The organism is Shigella sp. FC1544 (genome assembly GCF_001722145.1).
GTDB classification, from domain to species: domain Bacteria; phylum Pseudomonadota; class Gammaproteobacteria; order Enterobacterales; family Enterobacteriaceae; genus Escherichia; species Escherichia coli.
Genome location: NZ_MECT01000332.1, coordinates 10,847 through 27,454, shown reverse-complemented (window position 1 = coordinate 27,454; position 16,608 = coordinate 10,847). Strand labels below are relative to the sequence as shown.

Below are 16,608 nucleotides of genomic sequence, written 5' to 3'. Positions count from 1 at the left end.
TTTCTGGTGCGTACCGGGCTGAGAGGCGGTGTAAGTGAACTGTAGTTGCCATGTTTTACGGCAATGAGAGCAGAGATAGCGCTGATGTCCGGCAGTGCTTTTGCCGTTACGCACCACGCCTTCAGTAGCGGAGCAGGAAGGACATCTGATGGAAATGGAAGCCACGCAAGCACCTTAAAATCACCATCATACACTAAATCAGTAAGTTGGCAGCATTACCAATTAACGGAGGGTATCAGTACATTGAAATGAATGGTACCGCAGAATACTCAGTATTAAATGACGGTTATCAAATTGTTCAAATGGGTGGCGCGGCAAACCAGACTACCCTCAATAATGGTGTGCTACAGGTTTATGGCGCAGCGAATGATCCCATGATTAAAGGCGGGCGCTTAATCGTTGAAAAAGATGGGATTACCGTCCTTGCCGCTATCGAAAAGGGAGGATTACTGGAGGTTAAAGAGGGGGGATTAGCGATTGCGGTAGATCAGAAAGCAGGCGGTGCTATTAAAGCAAGCACGCGGGTCATGGAGGCATTCGGAACAAACCGTCTCGGTCAGTTCGAAATCAAGAATGGTATTGCTAACAATATGCTGTTGGAAAACGGCGGAAGTTTGCGAGTTGAAGAAAATGACTTCGCTTATAATACTACTGTAGATAGTGGCGGCTTACTGGAGGTTATGGATGGCGGGACTGCAACTGGCGTTGATAAAAAAGCAGGCGGAAAATTAATTGTCTCAACGAATGCGCTGGAAGTGAGTGGTACAAACAGTAAAGGCCAATTTAGTATAAAAGATGGTGTGTCAAAAAATTATGAACTGGATGATGGTTCCGGGCTCATTGTTATGGAGGACACGCAGGCCATTGATACTATCCTTGATGAGCATGTCACTATGCAATCGCTGGGAAAGGATACTGGTACGAAAGTGCAGGCAAATGCGGTATATGATCTCGGTCGATCAGACCAGAATGGAAGTATCACGTATTCCTCTAAAGCCATCTCTGAAAATATGGTTATCAACAATGGCCGCGCTAATGTCTGGGCTGGCACAATGGTTAACGTGTCAGTCAGAGGGAATGATGGCATTCTTGAGGTCATGAAGCCGCAAATAAATTATGCACCCGCTATGTTGGTGGGTAAGGTAGTGGTTTCTGAGGGCGCTTCTTTTAGAACGCATGGTGCCGTGGATACCAGCAAAGCGGACGTTTCGCTCGAAAATAGCGTATGGGCCATCATTGCCGATATCACTACGACGAACCAAAACACCCTCCTCAACTTAGCCAACCTTGCGATGTCTGACGCAAATGTGATTATGATGGATGAGCCAGTGACTCGTTCATCAGTGACGGCAAGTGCGGAAAATTTCATTACGTTGACCACCAATACCCTGTCGGGAAACGGCAATTTTTATATGCGTACCGATATGGCTAATCATCAGAGCGATCAGCTCAACGTCACCGGTCAGGCAACAGGTGATTTCAAAATATTCGTGACGGACACCGGTGCCAGCCCGGCAGCAGGAGATAGCCTTACACTGGTAACAACGGGCGGCGGTGATGCTGCATTTACGTTGGGCAATGCCGGAGGCGTTGTTGATATCGGTACGTATGAATATACCTTGCTGGATAATGGCAACCATAGCTGGAGTTTGGCAGAGAATCGCGCGCAAATTACCCCTTCAACCACTGATGTGCTGAATATGGCGGCCGCACAACCGCTGGTATTTGATGCAGAACTGGACACCGTGCGTGAGCGTCTTGGTAGCGTAAAAAGCGTTAGTTACGATACGGCGATGTGGAGTTCGGCAATTAACACCCGCAACAACGTGACCACTGATGCGGGAGCTGGTTTTGAGCAAACATTGACGGGCCTGACGCTCGGTATCGATAGCCGTTTCTCCCGTGAAGAAAGCAGTACAATTCGCGGCTTGTTCTTTGGTTACTCTCATTCTGATATTGGTTTTGATCGCGGCGGAAAAGGTAATATCGATAGCTATACCCTGGGGGCTTATGCCGGTTGGGAGCATCAGAACGGTGCCTATGTTGATGGGGTGGTGAAAGTTGACCGTTTTGCCAACACCATCCATGGCAAGATGAGTAATGGGGCAACAGCGTTTGGCGATTACAATAGTAACGGCGCGGGTGCTCATGTTGAGAGCGGGTTCCGTTGGGTTGACGGATTGTGGAGTGTTAGACCCTATCTGGCCTTTACCGGCTTTACCACAGATGGTCAGGACTACACGTTATCAAACGGCATGCGCGCTGATGTGGGAAATACCCGGATATTACGCGCTGAAGCGGGAACGGCGGTAAGCTATCACATGGACCTGCAAAATGGTACGACGCTGGAACCCTGGCTGAAAGCCGCCGTACGTCAGGAATACGCCGATTCTAACCATGTGAAAGTTAATGACGATGGCAAATTTAATAATGATGTGGCTGGAACCCCTGGCGTTTATCAGGCTGGGATAAGGTCATCGTTTACCCCGACGTTAAGCGGTCATTTGTCAGTCAGCTATGGCAATGGCGCAGGGGTAGAATCGCCGTGGAATACTCAGGCGGGAGTGGTCTGGACGTTCTGATAACAGAAAATAAACAGGCTGTGATGTGTCACGGTCTGTTTATCAAATTAATTGCAGATATAAAAAAACCAACCGTAAAGGTTGGTTTTTTCTTGGGATTTTTGGTCGGCACGAGAGGATTTGAACCTCCGACCCCCGACACCCCATGACGGTGCGCTACCAGGCTGCGCTACGTGCCGACTCGTGGCTGCTAATACTACCGTTTTCCACACCGATTGCAAGTAAGATATTTCGCTAACTGATTTATAATTAATCAGTTAGCGATAAAACGCTTCTCGTCTGTCAGCACTTGCAATAACAAACTTAACTGTGGTTTTTCATCTTTTACTCTTTCACCACGTAAGTTGTAAGTGCGGTATTTACCGTTATTGTTCAGCACCAGCGTCTTTTTCGGGGTGGTAATTGCCAGCGTATCGTTATCCGCTGCAGTGACCCAGTAATGACGGCGTTGAGGGTTGAACAAATCCTGACCTTGCGAATATTCGCTGGCAGGTGTGCTGACATGTAGCAGGCGTTGCATCAGCGTCGTCATCAGATCGGTATGATCAGTCAGCGCATTAATACGCTGCGCCGGCGTGCCTGGCCAGTGAATCACTAATGGCACCTGCAGATGACCGTGGGACCAGTCAAAGGTTTCTTCGTCTTCGCTCAGCGGAATACCCCGACCGGCAGTGATAATCACAACCGTATTGTCCAGTTTGCCAGAATCAAGCAGTGCATTGAGCACGCGGTTGATCTGGTCATCGACATTGCCTGCCGCCCGGCTATATTTCCGTGCAAATGCCTGCTGATTGCTGTCGTCAATGTTAGTGCCATTGAAAGAGACCCACGAGAACCAGCGGTTATCTTCTTGTGCGTAGCGGCCCAGCCAGTTGATCCACTGCGTGGCGGTCTGCTCGTCGGATTGGGTGCGTACGCTCGGCATCGAGAAATCTGACAACAATGCCTGGCGATACAGCGGACTGGTAAAGCCATCTGACGAGAATAATCCCAGCTGATAGCCTTGCTGATTAAGCGCAGTAATTAACGCCGCAGGGGTACGGGTCGACAGAATGCCGTCCATATAGCTCGGCGAGATGCCATAGAACAGGCCAAAGATGCCGTTGTCTGTAGTGTTGCCGGAGCTCATATGGCGCGTGAACGAAATATTTTGCTCAGCAAAACCTGCCAGCGCAGGCATCTGCTTCTCGAAGCGTGAGTAGTTCAGGCCATCGACAGTAATCAACAGCACATTCTGCCCGGTGCCCATATCGCGATAGCGCAGTTCGCTTAACGGATACTGTACGGAAACGGCGTCTGGATTACCTTGCTCAATAAGACGGCGTTGATACTCCTGCGCATCAAGCAGGCCATGCTTCTCAAGGAAACGTCGCGCCGTCATCGGGTACGAAAGCGGCAGGTTAGCGCGCTGCATGGTGATCGGGCGATAGAAGTTGGCATCGGCCCAGATATACACCACATGCGAGGCGATAAAGGCGATAAATAAGAATGCGGCCAGCGGGCGCGCGAAGCGTCGACGACGCGTCAGGCTGCGCAGCTTTTGCCAGCTCCACGTCGCAAACACCAGTTCAAGCAATAAAATAACCGGCACGCTGATGAACATCAGCTGCCAGTCGCGCGCATCTCATTTTCGTCTGGGTTGATAACCAACTGCCAGACGATGGGATTAAGATGGAGATGGAAACGAGTAAAGACTTCGCTATCGATCAGTAATAGCGTCATTCCCGCCGTTGCCAGAATGACGGACAAAAACCTCATCAGCCTCTGGGAGCCAACGATAAAGGTCAGCGGGAAGAGGATCAGCAAGTAGGTGGCGAACACCAGGAAGCTGAAATGGCCGATAATGCTTACGTAGGAATAAATGCGACCAGCAAGCGTTGTCGGCCAGTCGGCGATAAACAGGTAACGGCTGCCAATGACGAGCGAAAGCAGAATATTGAACAGTGCAAACCAGTGCCCCCAACTGACCATCTGGGAGACTTTTTCACGGTAGCGCTGACGATGAGTTACCATAACCTGTTATCTGTTTCCCTTAGTGCGCTTTGTCTTCGTTGATAGAGGACTGTAAGGCGCGGGCAAAAGAGTTGGCAATTGCCAGGCGTTGGGCCGGGGCAATGCTGGTGTTGATAAGGTTAGTGACCATGTTGCCTAACACCATCAGGGAAAGGTCGGTCGGAGCCTTATGTTTTTCCAGTACGTTGAGCAGCTCTGCGAGCAATTGTTCAACCTGTTCATCACTGTAGCGGGAAATTTGTGGCATAAATCGAAATCAGTTAGTTGATGAAAGGGCAACATATTACCGTAGCAACGGTTTTTTTTCTGCTTTTTTATGCGTTAAATCATTCTCGTTACGCTGCCTTCTGTAAAATGACCGCCATCTTTTATTGCGTCGCTTAACCGGCGGTGGTTGAATACCGCCCGGTCTTAAAGGAGAGTTTATCATGAGTCTGGATATCAACCAGATTGCTCTGCACCAGCTTATCAAGCGTGATGAGCAGAACCTTGAGCTGGTGTTGCGCGATTCATTGCTGGAACCGACAGAAACCGTCGTTGAGATGGTGGCAGAACTGCATCGGGTCTATAGCGCCAAAAATAAAGCTTACGGCTTGTTTAGCGAAGAGAGTGAACTGGCGCAGACGCTGCGCTTACAGCGTCAGGGCGAAGAGGACTTTCTGGCATTTAGCCGCGCGGCAACCGGGCGCCTGCGTGACGAATTAGCGAAATATCCTTTTGCTGACGGTGGATTCGTGCTGTTTTGCCACTACCGTTATCTGGCGGTGGAGTATCTGCTGGTGGCAGTTCTGAGCAACCTGAGCAGTATGCGCGTTAACGAAAATCTCGACATCAACCCAACCCATTATCTTGATATCAATCATGCGGATATTGTTGCGCGTATCGATTTAACCGAATGGGAAACCAATCCAGAGTCCACCCGCTATCTCACTTTCCTGAAAGGGCGAGTAGGGCGCAAAGTGGCGGATTTCTTTATGGATTTCCTCGGGGCCAGCGAAGGATTGAACGCGAAAGCGCAAAACCGTGGGCTGTTGCAAGCGGTTGATGATTTCACTGCCGAAGCACAACTGGATAAAGCAGAGCGACAGAACGTGCGCCAGCAGGTTTATAGCTACTGTAATGAGCAGCTGCAGGCAGGCGAAGAGATCGAACTGGAATCGCTGTCGAAAGAGCTGGCAGGCGTAAGCGAAGTGAGCTTCACGAAGTTTGCGGCTGAAAAAGGCTACGAACTGGAAGAGAGCTTCCCGGCAGACCGTAGCACACTGCGTCAGTTGACGAAGTTTGCCGGTAGCGGCGGTGGCTTGACTATTAACTTTGATGCGATGCTGTTAGGTGAACGCATCTTCTGGGATCCAGCAACCGATACCTTGACCATTAAAGGCACGCCGCCGAATTTGCGCGACCAATTGCAGCGCCGGACGTCTGGCGGCAATTAATCGGTTTTGTGTTCTGAATGCCAGATGCGGCGTGAACGCCTTATCTGGCCTGCAAAAAATAGCAATACCGTAATCAGGCATAATCTGCAGATACAAAAAACCCCGCCGAAGCGGGGTTTTTTACAACTTATTCAGCAATTAAGCGCGAACGAAGTCGATGTGCTGCAGCTTCGGTTTGTACGGGTGACGCTGTACGTCCTGAGCTTTAACTTTGATTTCTTTACCGTCAACAACGATGGTCAGAACTTCGCTGTAGAATTCAGCTTTAGCTTGCATGTTCATGACTTTGTCGTGATCCAGCTCGATAGCCAGCGGTGCTGCTTTGCCACCGTAGATGATTGCCGGGAACTTGTTAGCGGCACGCAGGCGGCGGCTCGCACCCTTACCCTGCTCTTTACGTACTTCTGCGTTGATAGTAAACATTTCTTTCTCTCTTAAATTAATCCTGCTACAGGCGACCCAGCAACAGGTAAGTGATCTGCTTTGCGTATGCAAAAGCGGGCGAGATTCTATACTCAATCGCCTTATACATCAATCAAAACTACCATTAACCGCGTAATTCGTGCGCCCGACGAAAACGACCTTCGTAATCGAACACTTTTTCACGCACCTGCCAGTACTGACCTTTCATGCGGGCGACGACAAAATCCGGATGTCGCAGTAAGGCTTGCTGGGCGAGGATATCGGCGGCGGTGATCCAGCGCAGAGGGATGCCCGGTGTGCGCGTATGCGGGCGGATAAAAAGCTGCTCGAAGGCAGTTCGCTGGGCGGGCGTTTGCAGACGGAAACGCTCACTCACATCCGCGCCGTCTTCATCGTAATAGGTGATTTTCAACCATTCGCCTTTCTCGTCGTGCCCATGCTGTAAAGACATGCCGCTACAGCGTAATACCAGCGCGTCTTTCAGTCGTAGCGCCGCTTTTAACATATCATCCGGATCAACCAGTACCGTGTCACATTCGCGGCAGCGGCGGGCGGCAATATCGTTTTCCGCGTTACATTGCGGGCAATTTTTAAAATGGAAACGGAAGTCACACTGTTCGCGATGGCCGTCGTCATCTTCAAACCATCCCTGACAGCGACGACCAAAGTGTTCAATCAATGTCCCGTCGGCGGTCGTTTTCCCCCAAAAGGTGTTGGCAAAACCGCAGGCAGGGCAGAAAACCTGTACCGGGACGTTGTCACTTTTGCCTTTCGGTGTACCAACTTCCGGCGCGTAGAGGTCGTGAGGATTACCCGCATAATCAAGAATTAAGCAATCAGTCTTGCCAGGAGCGAGACGCAGACCGCGCCCGACAATTTGTTGGTAAAGACTCACTGATTCGGTAGGACGCAGAATGGCGATAAGATCGACGTGCGGGGCGTCAAATCCGGTGGTCAGTACCGCGACGTTGACCAGATAGCGAAAACGCTGGGCTTTAAAATCTTCAATTAACACATCGCGCTCAGCGCCGGGGGTGTCGCCAGTAATCAGTGCTGCATCTTCGGCAGGCAGTAATCCCACAATCTCTTTTGCGTGTTCAACGGTGGCGGCGAAAATCATAACCCCTTTGCGCTTTTCGGCGAACTCCATGATCTGGCTGATGATATGTGGCGTAATGCGTTGCTGTTTTTTCAGCTCACGGTTGAGATCAGCTTCGCTGAACAGCCCGTTACTCTGTGCCTGCAAGCGGCTGAAATCGTATTGCACTACTGGCATATCCAGTCGTTCTGGTGGCGTCAGATAGCCGTGTTTAATCATATAACGCAGCGGCAGCTCATAAATGCAGTCACGGAAAAGGGCTTTCTCATCGCCGCGTACCATGCCGTGATAATGGAACTGGTAGATCCAGCCTTTGCCCAATCGAAAAGGCGTGGCAGTCAGCCCCAGCAGGCGTAAGTGGGGATTCACTTTAGTCAGGTGAGTGAGGATTTGCTGATACTGGCTCTCTTCATCGTCACCAATACGGTGGCATTCATCGACAATCAACAGCGAAAATTCACCCTGAAAGGCATCAAGATTACGAGCGACCGACTGCACGCTGCCAAATACCACTTTACCGTGGCTCTCTTTGCGCTTTAACCCAGCGGCAAAAATATCGGCTTCCAGCCCCAGCGCCTGATACTTTGCATGGTTTTGCGCCACCAGTTCTTTGACGTGTGCCAGCACCAGAACACGACCACGCGCCAGCCGTGCCAGTTCGGCAATCACCAGGCTTTTACCTGCGCCGGTGGGCAGCACGATAACGGCAGGGGTTTTATGACGACGAAAATGGTTGAGCGTGGCATCCACGGCTTCTTGCTGATATGGGCGGAGTGTAAAAATCATGGTCTCGCGTAGGTAGATTATTCTGCTAATAGTATGCCATGGATCTTTTTCCCTTGAGGGATGTTATTAGACCGCTATACTGGGCAGACAACAGTTCAGATTTTCGGGTCAATGCCCGACCTCCGTTTTTACAGGCAAAATCACACACATGCGACTTGATAAATTTATCGCACAGCAACTCGGCGTTAGCCGTGCTATTGCCGGGCGTGAAATCCGCGGCAATCGTGTCACCGTCGATGGCGAAATTGTTCGTAATGCAGCGTTCAAACTGCTTCCTGAACATGATGTCGCTTACGATGGCAACCCGCTGGCGCAGCAACATGGTCCACGTTACTTCATGCTCAATAAGCCTCAGGGCTATGTTTGCTCCACGGACGACCCTGATCACCCAACGGTGCTCTATTTTCTGGATGAACCGGTAGCCTGGAAACTGCACGCCGCAGGACGTCTGGATATCGATACCACCGGTCTGGTGCTGATGACTGATGATGGTCAGTGGTCGCACCGCATTACTTCTCCGCGCCATCATTGCGAGAAGACCTATCTGGTGACACTGGAATCACCTGTAGCTGACGATACGGCAGAGCAATTTGCTAAAGGCGTGCAGCTGCATAACGAAAAAGATCTCACTAAGCCTGCGGTGCTGGAAGTGATTACCCCAACGCAGGTTCGTCTGACCATCAGCGAAGGGCGTTATCATCAGGTGAAACGCATGTTCGCCGCCGTGGGTAACCACGTGGTTGAGCTGCATCGTGAACGTATTGGCGGTATTACGCTGGATGCTGATTTAGCCCCCGGTGAATATCGTCCGTTAACTGAAGAAGAAATTGCCAGCGTCGTCTAACTTTTCAATGACTTTCAGGAGCCCGTTGTGACCACCCGACAGCATTCGTCGTTTGCTATTGTTTTTATCCTTGGCCTGCTGGCCATGTTGATGCCGCTGTCGATTGATATGTATCTGCCCGCGCTACCGGTAATTTCAGCGCAGTTTGGCGTACCGGCGGGCAGTACGCAGATGACCCTCAGTACTTATATTCTGGGCTTTGTGTTGGGGCAGTTAATCTACGGGCCGATGGTAGACAGCTTCGGGCGTAAGCCGGTGGTGCTCGGCGGTACGCTGGTGTTTGCCGCCGCCGCGGTGGCGTGTGCGTTGGCACAAACCATCGATCAGCTGATTGTGATGCGTTTTTTCCACGGGCTGGCTGCGGCTGCGGCCAGCATGGTTATCAACGCTTTGATGCGTGATATCTACCCGAAAGAAGAGTTCTCGCGGATGATGTCGTTTGTCATGCTGGTGACGACCATTGCACCGCTGATGGCACCGATAGTTGGCGGCTGGGTGCTGGTGTGGCTGAGCTGGCATTACATCTTCTGGATCCTCGCCGTGGCGGCGATTCTGGCTTCGGCAATGATCTTCTTTCTGATCAAAGAAACCTTACCACCGGAGCGTCGCCAGCCTTTTCACATTCGTACTACTATTGGTAACTTTGCGGCGCTGTTCCGTCATAAGCGTGTCCTGAGTTATATGCTGGCCAGCGGTTTCAGCTTTGCCGGAATGTTCTCGTTCCTGAGCGCCGGACCGTTTGTCTACATTGAAATTAACCACGTCGCGCCAGAAAACTTTGGTTATTACTTTGCACTAAACATTGTTTTCCTGTTCGTGATGACCATCTTTAACAGCCGCTTCGTTCGCCGCATTGGCGCGTTAAATATGTTCCGCTCGGGGTTGTGGATACAATTTATTATGGCAGCGTGGATGGTCATCAGTGCGCTGCTGGGGCTGGGATTCTGATCGCTGGTGGTTGGCGTTGCGGCGTTTGTGGGCTGTGTGTCGATGGTGTCATCCAATGCGATGGCGGTCATTCTTGATGAGTTTCCCCATATGGCGGGAACGGCATCTTCGCTGGCAGGAACCTTCCGTTTTGGCATAGGGGCAATTGTTGTCGCATTGCTTTCTCTTGCGACCTTTAACTCTGCATGGCCGATGATTTGGTCAATTGCATTCTGCGCAAGCAGCTCCATTCTCTTCTGTCTGTACGCCAGTCGACCGAAAAAACGGTGATCTATTGCACAACGAGGAAGCTAAAAGGCTTCCTTTGTTGATGCATGTCAACCACAAATCTATCATTCCCCCGATATATGTTTATTTTATGTAAAATCAATTTATGTAAAAAGTCACATCATTGTAGTTAAAAAGGTTGAGTTAGATCGCAGAAACGGGTACATATAGCCCCGCAAACGTGACCACGCCCGCAGATATTACTTAAATCAGAGCCATAGAGGCCACGCAGGCGAGGCATCAATCTTTACGATCTGTATAAAGACGGATTGTTGATGATGTGTTAAAATTGATGTAAACAAATTGTGAAGTAAATGTGCTTCCGGGGAAAATAAGTGACTTCATTACAACTCTCAATCGTCCATCGTCTACCGCAGAACTTTCGCTGGTCTGCTGGTTTCGCAGGTTCGAAGGTTGAACCGATTCCGCAAAATGGACCGTGCGGTGACAACAGCCTGGTGGCGCTTAAATTGCTTAGCCCGGATGGTGATAATGCATGGTCGGTGATGTACAAACTAAGCCAGGCGTTAAACGACATCGAAGTTCCGTGTTCGGTGCTGGAGTGTGAAGGTGAGCCGTGCCTGTTTGTAAATCGCCAGGACGAGTTTGCTGCAACATGCCGATTGAAAAATTTTGGTGTGGCAATTGCCGAACCCTTTTCAAACTACAATCCTTTTTAAGCGTCAGCTCAACGCCAGTAGCTGACGCGTATACTCCTGCTGCGGTGCGGCAAACACGCGCGCGCACGGTCCTTGTTCCACTACTTCCCCTTGTCGCAGTACGATAACCTGATGACATAACGCGCGGACAACGTGCAAATCGTGGCTGATAAACAAATAGGCCAGTTGCTGCTTTTGTTGCAATGATTTCAATAGCGTCAATATTTGCGCCTGTACCGTTTTGTCGAGTGATGATGTCGGTTCATCAAGTATGATCAGCGAGGGCTTAAGAATTAATGCCCTGGCAATTGCAATACGTTGTCGCTGACCACCAGAGAACTCCGCCGGATAACGGTGGCGTGTTTCAGGATCTAATCCCACTTCATGCATCACGGCTATCACTTGTTGTTCGCGTTGTGCGGCAGAAAGCGTCGGCTGGTGAACCCGTAAGCCTTCCTCAATAATCTGCAAAACGTTGAGTCGTGGGTTGAGCGAGGAGTTTGGATCCTGAAATACCACCTGAATGCGATGACGAATAGGTAACAGCTGGCGGCGATTTAAATTTTGCAGTGGCTGACCGTCAAAGATGATGCTGCCCTGAGAATTAATCAGTCGCAGCAGCGCCAGTCCCGTCGTACTTTTCCCGGAACCGGACTCGCCCACTAAACCCAGTGTTTCACCCGCTCGTAGCGTAAAACTGATGTTTTTCACCACCACATTATGATCCACAATGCGCTTCAAAATCCCTTTGCGAATGGGGAAGGCAACCTGAAGCTGTTCAACATCCAGCAACGTTGAGGCAGGTTCTGGCAACGGCACTGGATCGCCTGACGGTTCACTGTTGAGTAGCTTTTGTGTGTAAGGATGAGTGGGTGAGGCAAATAGCGTAGCGGCGTAATTTTGCTCGACACAGCGACCGTTTTGCATTACCGCCACGCGGTGGGCCAGTTTTCTGACAATGCTGAGGTTATGAGTAATAAACAGCATGCCCATATTCAGCTCGCCTTGCAGTTCGCGCAACAGCTGTAAAATCTGCGCCTGGACAGAGACGTCCAGTGCGGTGGTCGGTTCATCGGCAATTAATAATTCCGGTCGCGTTAACAGCGCCATCGCAATCATCACCCGCTGGCGTTCGCCGCCGGAGAGCTGATGCGGATAATCTGTCAGCCGTTTTGTCGCCTGGCGGATACCAACGCGATCAAGGCAGTTAAGAATTTCGCCTCGAGCCGCTTCCCGACGCATCCCGCGGTGGAGTGAAAGCACTTCATAAAGCTGTTTTTCTAGGGTATGCAATGGATTTAACGACACCATCGGCTCTTGAAAAATCATGGCGATCTTATTACCGCGTACACCGCGCAACGTTTGATCGCTGGCATGAAGCAGCGATTCGCCACGAAAACGAATATCGCCGGAGAGATATTCAACCGGCGGGGAAGGGAGCAGGCGTAAAATTGACAGCGCGGTAACGCTTTTGCCTGAACCTGACTCACCCACCAGCGCCAGCGTTTCGCCAGCCTCAATCTGTAGTGAAACATCATTGACTACTGTACGTACGGTTTGCTGATGGCGAAAACCCACCGACAAATCTTCAATCGCTAACAGAGTTTGCGTCATGCTACACCGCCTTATTAGGATCAAATGCGTCGCGGACGGCTTCACCAATAAAGATCAGCAAAGACAATAATATCGCCACCGACAAGAAGGCGGTGATCCCAAGCCACGGAGCCTGAAGGTTATTTTTCCCTTGTAACAGCAGTTCACCGAGTGACGGTGAACCGAGCGGCAGACCGAAGCCGAGGAAATCGAGTGAGGTCAGGGTGGTGATCGAACTACATAAAATAAACGGTAAAAAGGTGAGGGTCGCGACCATGGCATTAGGCAACATATGACGCAGGATGATATTGCGATCGCTGACGCCAAGCGCCTGCGCCGCACGAATGTAGTCGAAATTACGAGTACGTAAAAACTCCGCCCGCACCACGCCGACCAGACTCATCCAGCCAAACAAGACAGTAATTGCCAGCAGCCACCAGAAGTTAGGCTGTACGACGCTGGAAAGTAAAATAATCAAAAACAGCGTCGGCATCCCCGACCATACTTCAATAAAGCGTTGTCCCCAGAGATCGACTTTACCGCCGTAATAGCCTTGTAGCGCCCCCGCCAGCACGCCCATCACGCTGGAACAGAGAGTCAGCATCAGGCCAAACAGAACCGAGATCCGCGTGCCATAGAGAATGCGTGCCAGCACATCGCCGCCGTTGGCATCCGTTCCCAGCCAGTTTTGCCGGGAGGGTGGAGAAGGGAAGGGCTTATCGGTAGCAAAGTTGATACTGGTAGCACCAAAGCGAATCGGTGCCCACAGTACCCAGCCGTTATTTTCCAGCCGTTGTTTCAGCCACGGGTCCTGATAATCAGCCTGACTTGCCAGCGGGCCGCCAAAATCGCTTTCGCTGTAGTTTTTCAACAACGGGAAATACCAACTGCCGTCATAACGTACCAGCAACGGTTTATCGTTGGCGATAAGCTCAGAACACAAACTCAAACCAAACAAGACGAGGAAAATCCATAACGACCAGTAGCCGCGACGGTTATGACGAAAACGCGCCCAACGGGCCTGATTGACGGGGCTGAGTCGCGACATTAACGTCCCTCAAAATCAATACGCGGATCAACCAGCGTATAGCTGATATCACTGACAATATTCAGCAGCAGGCCAATCAGGGTGAAAATATACAAGGTACCAAACATTACAGGATAATCGCGCGAGACGGTCGCTTCGTAGCCCAGTAAGCCCAGACCATTGAGTGAAAACATCACCTCAATCAGCAGCGAGCCGGTAAAAAACATGCTGATAAACGTCGCCGGAAAACCGGCAATCACCAGCAGCATGGCGTTGCGGAACACATGTTTCCAGAGAATATTTTTTTCACTTACCCCTTTCGCACGCGCGGTCACCACGTATTGCTTGCGCACTTCATCAAGGAATGAGTTTTTTGTCAGTATGGTCAGCGCCGCAAAGCCACCAATCACCGTCGCCAGCACCGGCAGCGTGATATGCCACAGATAATCGGTGATTTTCTGATACCACGGCAGCGAATCAAAGTTAGCGGAAACCAGGCCGCGTAGAGGGAACAGGTCGAAATAGCTGCCGCCCGCGAAGAAGACAATCAGCAGGATGGCAAACAAAAAGGCCGGAATGGCGTAGCCGATAATGATAAATGCGCTACTCCAGACGTCAAAGCGGCTCCCATTATGAACAGCTTTGCGAATGCCTAACGGAATCGACACCAGATAGATAATCAGCGTGCTCCACAATCCGAGGGTGATGGAAACCGGCAGACTGTCTTTAATCAGCGTCAGCACCGAGGCGCTGCGAAACAGGCTATCACCAAAATCAAAGCGGATGTAGTCCCAGAGCATTTTGAAGTAACGTTCGTGGATCGGCTTATCAAAACCGTAGCGATGAGTGATCTCAGCGATCACTTCTGGATCTAATCCGCGTCCGCCACGGTAATTACTGTCGCTGATATTGCCGACACCCGTTTGCGCATGGCTGGCACGAACACCTTCACCGCCTGCGCCGGGTAATACTCCGGCATTACCAAACTCAATGGCGGCGATGGCCTGGTCGACCGGACCGCCAGGCGCAATTTGCACGATGAAAAAGTTGATGGTGATAATCGCCCATAATGTTGGGATCACCAGCAACAGACGGCGAATCAGGTAAGCGCCCATCTACTCTCCCTGTTGCCTGGCTGACGGCAGTTTGGCCGCTTTATTAACGTCATACCACCAGGTATCGATACCCAGGCTGTAAACAGGGCGTACAGCGGGTTGGGAGAATTTATCCCACCAGGCGAGACGGTCTTCCGCCATGTACCACATTGGCAGCATGTAATAATTCCACGTTAATACGCGATCCAGTGCTCGCCCCAACGGCAATAATTTTTCTTTATTTCCCTGCGCGGCAATAATTTGGTTGATCAGTGAGTCGATAACCGGGCTTTGCACGCCGGGGGCATTATAAGTGGAATTGATATATTCCGATGACCAGGAAATCTGTAAATCGGAACTGGGCCACGGCATCGCCCGCCATAGGCGCGGCATCATGTCATAGTCGCGACTGCGCATGCGGTTGGTGATTTGCGAGTTATCCACCTTGCGAATGTCCATGTTGATACCCAGCCGTTGCAGGCTGTGCTGGAACGGCAATACCCACTGACTATTGCTGCTTGCGGGAAGCAATAATTCAAAGCTGAGTGGCTGACCCGTTGTGGCATTAACGCGTTGCTGACCCTTCAGCACCCAGCCCGCTTCGTTGAGAAGTGTGTCGGCTTTTAACAGGTTGTCACGATCGTAGCCATCGCCTTTAGATACCGGCGGCTGGTAGATTTGTGTGAAGACTTCTGGCGGTAGATCTTTTTTCATTGGTGCCAGAAGCACCAGCTCCGCGGCGTCGGGGTAATTTCTGGCCGCGTATTCGGTATTCTGAAAATAACTGTTCGTGCGACTCCAGGCGTTGTAAAACAACGCCTTGTTCATCCATTCAAAGTCAAAGGCGAGAGTGATTGCTTCCCGGACCCGGCGATCGCTGAATACCGGACGTTGGATATTAAACGCCAGCCAGCGCGTATCCTGGGCTGATTCGTTCTTTTGCTCATCTTTGATGATGTATTTTTTATCGAAATTTTTACCAGTATAACGCGTGGCCCAGTTTTTAGCGTCGTTTTCCATACGCAAATCAAAGGCACCTGCTTTAAACGCTTCAAAGGCGACATTATCATCGAGGTAATAATCGTAGCGAATGGTGTCGAAATTCCAGCGTCCACGGTTTACCGGTAAGTTTGCTGCCCAGTAATCTTTCACACGGGAATAGACAATATTTTGCCCCATTTTCCAGGACGTAACGCGGTACGGACCACTGGCAAGCGGAGGCGTGGCGAGCGGGTCGCTAAGTTTGTGATCCTTCCAGTACTTTTCTGGAAATACCGGCAGCGAAAACAGACTCAGCATATCTTCTTTGCCGGGTTTAGCTAACTCAATGCGCACGGTTAACGGTGCAATGGCTTTGACGGTGGTGCCGTTGTAGACCAGACGAAATTGCGGCACGCCTTCGGTCATAAATTTTTGAAAAGTAAACTCTACATCGCGGGCAGTAATGGGCGAACCATCATGAAAACGGGCGCGCGGATTAATAGCGACCTCCACCCAGGAATAATCGTCAGCATAGCGTGCACTTTCAGCAATCAGCGGGTAATAACTGCCTGGTTCGTCATCGGAAGTCGTAAATAGCGTGTCGTACAACTGCTCGGTGCGTGCGCCCGGGTTACCGCGCAGTGCATAGCGGTTGAAATTATCGAAGGTACCGAGGGCTGACAACGTTATCTGCCCACCTTTTGGCGCGGCGGGGTTCACATAATCAAAATGGTTGAAATTAAATGCGTACCGGGGTTCGCCCAGCACGGCAAAGGCATAGCTTTCCTTGATAGCCTGCGCCTGCGCACCGAAGGTGAACAGGGCGATAAACAGCAGCAGTATGCGCACAATCATC

The 16,608-nt window shown here is 50.8% G+C and carries 12 protein-coding genes, 1 tRNA gene and 2 pseudogenes; 5 read left to right on the top strand and 10 right to left on the bottom strand.

What is annotated here, in order from left to right:
* Nucleotides 1-165: IS1 family transposase (locus BGK49_RS27490; protein WP_047664789.1), on the bottom strand; the 165-nt coding region annotated here is incomplete at its 3' end.
* Nucleotides 166-248: 83 nt separating this feature from the next.
* Here BGK49_RS27490 and yejO point away from each other — a divergent pair.
* Entirely contained in the window at nucleotides 249-2,582 is a 2,334-nt protein-coding gene (gene yejO, locus BGK49_RS27485; RefSeq protein ID WP_001014545.1) for an autotransporter YejO, read from the top strand.
* 102 nt (nucleotides 2,583-2,684) lie between these two features.
* Here yejO and BGK49_RS15500 read toward each other — a convergent pair.
* The 3 genes and pseudogenes from BGK49_RS15500 to BGK49_RS15490 form a co-directional block, all read right to left on the bottom strand.
* A tRNA-Pro gene (locus BGK49_RS15500) sits at nucleotides 2,685-2,761 on the bottom strand.
* Nucleotides 2,762-2,835: 74 nt separating this feature from the next.
* Nucleotides 2,836-4,595 (bottom strand): annotated as a pseudogene (gene yejM, locus BGK49_RS15495) (LPS biosynthesis-modulating metalloenzyme YejM).
* Between the two features lie 19 nt (nucleotides 4,596-4,614).
* Nucleotides 4,615-4,842, bottom strand: a complete 228-nt coding sequence (locus BGK49_RS15490) for a YejL family protein (RefSeq protein WP_001135666.1) — start codon at nucleotides 4,840-4,842, stop codon at nucleotides 4,615-4,617.
* A 181-nt stretch (nucleotides 4,843-5,023) separates the two neighbouring features.
* On the opposite strand from BGK49_RS15490, the gene yejK reads away from it, so the two are divergent.
* Complete coding sequence (gene yejK / locus BGK49_RS15485; protein ID WP_000050791.1) at nucleotides 5,024-6,031, top strand: nucleoid-associated protein YejK; 1,008 nt, start codon at nucleotides 5,024-5,026, stop codon at nucleotides 6,029-6,031.
* Nucleotides 6,032-6,169: 138 nt separating this feature from the next.
* Here the strand turns inward: yejK and rplY are convergent, their stop codons facing one another.
* The gene (gene rplY, locus BGK49_RS15480) at nucleotides 6,170-6,454 is read right to left on the bottom strand and encodes a 50S ribosomal protein L25 (protein WP_000494178.1); all 285 of its coding nucleotides are present in this window, start codon (nucleotides 6,452-6,454) and stop codon (nucleotides 6,170-6,172) included.
* 124 nt (nucleotides 6,455-6,578) lie between these two features.
* The gene (locus BGK49_RS15475; protein WP_000578074.1) at nucleotides 6,579-8,339 is read right to left on the bottom strand and encodes a DEAD/DEAH box helicase; all 1,761 of its coding nucleotides are present in this window, start codon (nucleotides 8,337-8,339) and stop codon (nucleotides 6,579-6,581) included.
* Between the two features lie 148 nt (nucleotides 8,340-8,487).
* Between BGK49_RS15475 and rsuA the strand changes: the two genes are divergently transcribed.
* The 3 genes and pseudogenes from rsuA (at nucleotide 8,488) to BGK49_RS15455 (ending at nucleotide 11,078) form a co-directional block, all read left to right on the top strand.
* Nucleotides 8,488-9,183 carry a 16S rRNA pseudouridine(516) synthase RsuA gene (rsuA, locus tag BGK49_RS15470; RefSeq protein ID WP_001234850.1) on the top strand — a complete coding sequence of 232 codons (696 nt, stop codon included), beginning with the start codon at nucleotides 8,488-8,490 and terminating at the stop codon, nucleotides 9,181-9,183.
* 27 nt (nucleotides 9,184-9,210) lie between these two features.
* Nucleotides 9,211-10,401: pseudogene (gene bcr / locus BGK49_RS15465) on the top strand (multidrug efflux MFS transporter Bcr).
* A gap of 332 nt (nucleotides 10,402-10,733) precedes the next feature.
* A complete protein-coding gene (locus BGK49_RS15455) occupies nucleotides 10,734-11,078 on the top strand; it encodes a YejG family protein (RefSeq protein ID WP_000202790.1) in 345 nt (114 codons plus the stop codon).
* Between the two features lie 3 nt (nucleotides 11,079-11,081).
* Here BGK49_RS15455 and yejF read toward each other — a convergent pair whose 3' ends face one another.
* From yejF to BGK49_RS15435, 4 genes are read right to left on the bottom strand one after another with little or no spacing between them, the layout of a single operon-like run.
* On the bottom strand, nucleotides 11,082-12,671 hold the full coding sequence (yejF, locus tag BGK49_RS15450) for a microcin C ABC transporter ATP-binding protein YejF (protein WP_000194882.1): 1,590 nt from the start codon (nucleotides 12,669-12,671) through the stop codon (nucleotides 11,082-11,084).
* Between the two features lies 1 nt (nucleotide 12,672).
* A complete protein-coding gene (locus BGK49_RS15445; RefSeq protein ID WP_000088912.1) occupies nucleotides 12,673-13,698 on the bottom strand; it encodes an ABC transporter permease in 1,026 nt (341 codons plus the stop codon).
* Nucleotides 13,698-14,792, bottom strand: a complete 1,095-nt coding sequence (locus BGK49_RS15440; protein WP_000501594.1) for a microcin C ABC transporter permease YejB — start codon at nucleotides 14,790-14,792, stop codon at nucleotides 13,698-13,700. Before BGK49_RS15440 ends, BGK49_RS15445 begins: the two co-directional genes overlap by 1 nt.
* On the bottom strand, nucleotides 14,793-16,607 hold the full coding sequence (locus tag BGK49_RS15435) for an extracellular solute-binding protein (protein ID WP_005040591.1): 1,815 nt from the start codon (nucleotides 16,605-16,607) through the stop codon (nucleotides 14,793-14,795).
* Nucleotide 16,608: the final 1 nt, after the last annotated feature.

What these genes read in the sequence shown, in the direction of transcription:
- rsuA (WP_001234850.1), top strand. Translation starts at nt 8,488, where the DNA reads ATGCGACTTGATAAATTTATCGCACAGCAACTCGGCGTTAGCCGTGCT.
- yejK (WP_000050791.1), top strand. Translation starts at nt 5,024, where the DNA reads ATGAGTCTGGATATCAACCAGATTGCTCTGCACCAGCTTATCAAGCGT.
- yejF (WP_000194882.1), bottom strand. Translation starts at nt 12,671, where the DNA reads ATGACGCAAACTCTGTTAGCGATTGAAGATTTGTCGGTGGGTTTTCGC.
- yejO (WP_001014545.1), top strand. Translation starts at nt 249, where the DNA reads ATGAATGGTACCGCAGAATACTCAGTATTAAATGACGGTTATCAAATT.
- rplY (WP_000494178.1), bottom strand. Translation starts at nt 6,454, where the DNA reads ATGTTTACTATCAACGCAGAAGTACGTAAAGAGCAGGGTAAGGGTGCG.
- BGK49_RS15445 (WP_000088912.1), bottom strand. Translation starts at nt 13,698, where the DNA reads ATGTCGCGACTCAGCCCCGTCAATCAGGCCCGTTGGGCGCGTTTTCGT.
- BGK49_RS15440 (WP_000501594.1), bottom strand. Translation starts at nt 14,792, where the DNA reads ATGGGCGCTTACCTGATTCGCCGTCTGTTGCTGGTGATCCCAACATTA.
- BGK49_RS15475 (WP_000578074.1), bottom strand. Translation starts at nt 8,339, where the DNA reads ATGATTTTTACACTCCGCCCATATCAGCAAGAAGCCGTGGATGCCACG.
- BGK49_RS15490 (WP_001135666.1), bottom strand. Translation starts at nt 4,842, where the DNA reads ATGCCACAAATTTCCCGCTACAGTGATGAACAGGTTGAACAATTGCTC.
- BGK49_RS15435 (WP_005040591.1), bottom strand. Translation starts at nt 16,607, where the DNA reads ATGATTGTGCGCATACTGCTGCTGTTTATCGCCCTGTTCACCTTCGGT.